Here is a 4,641-nt window from a genome sequence, read left to right as displayed (position 1 = left end):
TGCTCTAACCAGCTGAGCTACGAGCCTATATAGCCATAGAGTTTATCACCGGCGGCGCACTTGGGTCACCCCTTTGACCTCTTCAAGACTGTTTTGAACTAAACGTAAGGCTTCTGAGTCCTTAATTTCCACGGTCAATAGGATTTGAGCAAGGCCTCGTTTGGCTGATTTACGCAAATCAATCACATGAATGCCCTGCCTTGTGAGGATTTCAAATAACTCGCGCATGAGTTCGGGACGATCCAGGCCAGTGACAGCCAGATCTGCCGGGAATACGCGTTTTGGATCATTAGTTGATGGGGTTTCTGGGGTCGACTCATTCCAGGCAGTTTGAATAACCCGCTCCGGCGCTCGCTCCAGTAAACCTCTAAAAGTTTTACAGGATCTTCTATGAATCGATACACCGCGACCCTGAGTCACAAAACCTGCGATCGCATCTGGCGGGACTGGTCTACAGCAACGAGCCAATTGAGTTAACAATGAATCCACCCCAACGACCAACACATCACCTGCTTGACCTTGTTTGCGGGTACTTTGCTTCAGAATAATCTCTGGTACTGATGTGATCGGCTTAGCCTCTGGCTTTTGCTCAGCTTTGACCTCAGCAGGCTTAGCACCAGCCTCTTCATCATCCAAGGCATTAAACCAAGTCCGCACACGAGTGCGGGCACGCTGCGAGCGTAAGTAGTTGCGATTAGGGCTTATCCAATCTCGTGAGGGACCACCATGCTTCACCGCAATGATTTCTATGGTCTGACCATTTTGTAGCGGCGTATCTAATGGCACCATGGCACCATCAACTCGAGCACCACGACAGCGGTGCCCCAGATCGGTATGAACTGCATACGCAAAGTCGATAGGTGATGAACCTTTCTCCAAGGAGATTACTTTTCCAAGCGGAGTTAGAACATAAATATGGTCATCAATCTCATGGTGCTTCAATTGCTCCCAGGCATCTTCTTTCCAGGAGATCAGCTGTCTAGCCCAAGCAATCTGGCGCTCATAGGCTACTGCTGCACTATGTGTGCCAGTTTGATGATTTGGGTTTGGTGTACTTGGGGTATTGGATGTGGGTTTATTTTTTGGCGGAGTTGCAGCCCCAACATAAGCACCCTCTTTGTAACGCCAGTGTGCAGCCAATCCATACTCTGCTTGTTGATGCATTTGATTGGTACGCACCTGAATCTCAAATGCGGTGCCATGCTCATCCATCACTACGGTATGCAAAGATTGATAACCGTTGGGTTTAGGCCTTGCAATATAGTCATCGAACTCACGCGGTACGGGCTGCCAGACGTTATGCACTATTCCTAAAATTGCATAACAGGATTTAATATCCTCCACCAGAACCCTAAATGCTCTGACGTCGTAGAGATTGGCAAAATCGAGTGACTTGCCCTGCATCTTTTTCCAGATGCTATAGATATGCTTTGGGCGACCCTGCACTTCACCTTCAATACGTGCGGCAGTTAATTCTTCTTTGAGCTTTCTGACAATCTGCTCAATGAATGATTCACGCTCAATGCGTTTGCCATCCAGCATCTTGGCGATGTCTCGATAGATCTCTGGAGACAGAACTCGAAATGCCAAGTCCTCCATCTCCCATTTCATTTGCCAAATACCGAGACGATTCGCGAGCGATGCGTCAATATTCAGAATTTCCTGAGCCCATGCTTTTGGCATCTCCATCTTCTCTTGGGTAATCCAGCGCAAGGTTTGCAAGCGAGAAGCAAGGTAGATGAGCACGACGCGCAAGTCATCACCAAAGGCCAACAGCATCTTTCTGAGCATTTCTTCTTGCCCAGAGATGCTGAGACCACCATCATTACGAACGAGTTTGGCTTGAGCCTGCCTGAGGCCACGGTATCCAATTAGAAGTCTTGCTGACTCCTCGCCAATCAACTTGATCAGCGCTTCTTTGCCATGGGTTCGAGCAATATTGTTTGCGGCAGTTAATGTTGCCTCGTCCAGATGAAGCAGCTTGAGAATACTCAGTACACCAGCAGCATGATTTTCAGAGGGCTCACCATACCAGCCATCAATGATTTTGATGCTCTCAGGTACATTGCCAGCATTTGACATGGAAGACTGAAATCCTTAACTAAAGAATTCTTTTGCTAAAGCAACTTGTTCTGACTTAACAAAAGCAGGTGCGTGACCTACCCCCGGAATTTCAATACTCCGAATGTAGGGGTTGACCTTACACATCTCAGCCACTGTTTTAGCTGAGAGCAAATCTGATTCACCGCCACGCACAATCAGCATCGGGACATGAATTTGCTTGAAGGCGTGCCACATTGCCATCTCACCTGCCTTCGCCATAATCGGATTAACAGATGCAAACGGTACAGAAATATCAGGGTCATAGTGCATTACCCAAAGACCATCCTTTTGCACGAGCATCGGTCCGTTATAAATTTCCCACTCTTCTGGTGTATGGCTACCAAACGATGCGCAGATCTCATTTAGGCGCTGCAGCGCATCTGCGCGATTAGCAAAGCTAAAAGGTTGGCCAACATAAGAACCTAAGCGTTTAATGGCCTCGGGCTCAATCCGTGGACCCACATCGTTAATCAACATACGACGGATTGGATTTTTAGGCATCGAGGCATAAACCATACCAATGAGACCACCCATCGAAGTTCCAAACCAGTCAACTTGAGCAACACCAAGGTGCTGAATCAAGCTTGCCATATCTGCAACGTATTGCGGCACTGCATAGAGCATTGGGTTCTTCAATCGATCAGAATCACCTCGCCCTACTACATCAGGGCAGACGACGTAGTAATCATTGCTCATCGCCTGCGCAAGAGTTTTGAAATCACTACCCCTACGAGTCAGGCCATGAACACAAACTAATACCTTTGGATTGCTAGGATTTCCCCAGGCGTGATACGCCATGCGATGCGGACCATCGGGGCTAGCGCAGGTGACAAAGAAGCTATCTCCATAATGAATCACATTGGGTTTTTTAATCTCATCATGCAATTGCTCATCATGCGTATGTTCATCCACCATACCGGCAATCTCAGGCTGTAGAGTGACGTGGTCAATCCCATGTTTACTCAACAACATCTCGTTGATGCGCGCCATGATTTCTGGCCACTCACTCATCTGATCAATTTCAATATGACCAATGAGTGCTGGAAAACTTGGTGTCATTTCCCAGACGTGTAAATCGTGCACTGCCAAAACACCAGGCACGTTTTTGAGATCATTGCCCACTTGCAGGTAATCAATATGTAAAGGTACACCCTCCATCAAGAAGTGATATGACTCACGCAAGATGGAAATGGTAGATTTCAAAATCAGTAACGAAACCAAAATGGAGAGAATTGCATCGATTGGCATCCAACCAGTCAATTGGATAACAATACCCGCAATCAATGCAGCTACAGAGCCTAACAAGTCACCCATAACATGCACTAAGGCCGCACGTGTATTAACACTTTTCTTATCACGCGAAAGTACCCAAGCCACAACGATATTCATCAGCAAGCCGATCGCAGCTACCACTGTGACTGTCAATCCATCTACTTGGTGCGGATCATAAAAACGGCTCACTGCCTCCACCATAATCCAGGCGACCAATGCCAACATCGCAATACTATTTACAAATGCAGCAAGCGCTTCTGCTCTACCAAATCCAAATGAATGTTTTGGTGATGGGGGACGACGAGAAATAATTTGGGCTAGTAAGGCTAAGCCTAGTGCAGCCGCATCCGTCACCATGTGACCTGCATCTGATATCAAGGCCAATGAATTTGCAAAATAAGCTGCAGCACCCTCAACACCAGAAAAACCTAATGTCAGAACTAAAGCAATCAGCAGGAGGTTTTGATTGGAAACCTGCTTGGCATGAGAGTGTTTGGCATCACCCTGCTTGTGTGCATGAAGCGAATGGTCTGCAGCACTCATATAAGGCTCTTTAGAAATAGAAATGGGGTCATTGACCCCATTATTTCACTATCTAGTAGAAAAGGTTAGAAACCCATTGTATCTACAGGGGCACCTGTTTTGGACAATACTTCTTCCTTAGTAACACCTGGCGCCAACTCCACCAACTTCAAACCCTTAGGAGTGATATCAAGCACACACAGATCAGTAATGATGCGACTAATAACACCTACACCAGTCAATGGCAAAGTGCATTTAGGCAGAATCTTGATTTCTTCTGTGCCGTCTTTCTTCTTCGCAACGTGCTCCATCAGGACAACCACATGCTTCACGCCAGCAACTAAGTCCATAGCACCGCCCATGCCCTTCACCATCTTGCCAGGAATCATCCAGTTAGCTAAGTCGCCATGCTCGCTCACCTGCATTGCGCCCAAAATCGCAATATTGATTTTTCCACCACGAATCATTCCAAACGAATCTGCCGAAGAAAAAATGGAAGAGCCAGGCAAAGTCGTAATCGTTTGCTTGCCCGCATTAATCAAATCCGCATCAATGGTTGCTTCCGTTGGAAATGGGCCGATACCTAATAATCCATTTTCAGATTGGAGCCACACTTCCATTCCTTCTGGAACGTGATTGGCCACTAGGGTTGGCATACCAATACCCAAATTGACGTAGTAACCATCCTTTAACTCTTTAGCAGCACGTGCTGCCATTTCATCTCTATTCCAAGGCATATCAATC

3 protein-coding genes are annotated in these 4,641 nt (G+C 46.9%); all 3 read right to left on the bottom strand.

Going from position 1 to position 4,641, the window contains the following annotated elements; translation table 11 throughout:
- Positions 1 to 45: 45 nt before the first annotated feature.
- A complete protein-coding gene (locus tag B7Y67_RS11205) occupies positions 46 to 2,082 on the bottom strand; it encodes an HD domain-containing protein (RefSeq protein WP_293598710.1) in 2,037 nt (678 codons plus the stop codon).
- A 15-nt stretch (positions 2,083 to 2,097) separates the two neighbouring features.
- Positions 2,098 to 3,918 carry an alpha/beta fold hydrolase gene (locus B7Y67_RS19515; protein ID WP_363927025.1) on the bottom strand — a complete coding sequence of 607 codons (1,821 nt, stop codon included), beginning with the start codon at positions 3,916 to 3,918 and terminating at the stop codon, positions 2,098 to 2,100.
- Between the two features lie 65 nt (positions 3,919 to 3,983).
- Positions 3,984 to 4,634 (bottom strand): CoA transferase subunit B, encoded by a 651-nt coding sequence (locus B7Y67_RS11190; RefSeq protein WP_293598711.1) that lies wholly within the window; start codon positions 4,632 to 4,634, stop codon positions 3,984 to 3,986.
- Positions 4,635 to 4,641 lie beyond the last annotated feature (7 nt).

Source organism: Polynucleobacter sp. 35-46-11 (assembly GCF_002281105.1).
This window is presented reverse-complemented; position numbering and strand designations above follow the sequence as displayed.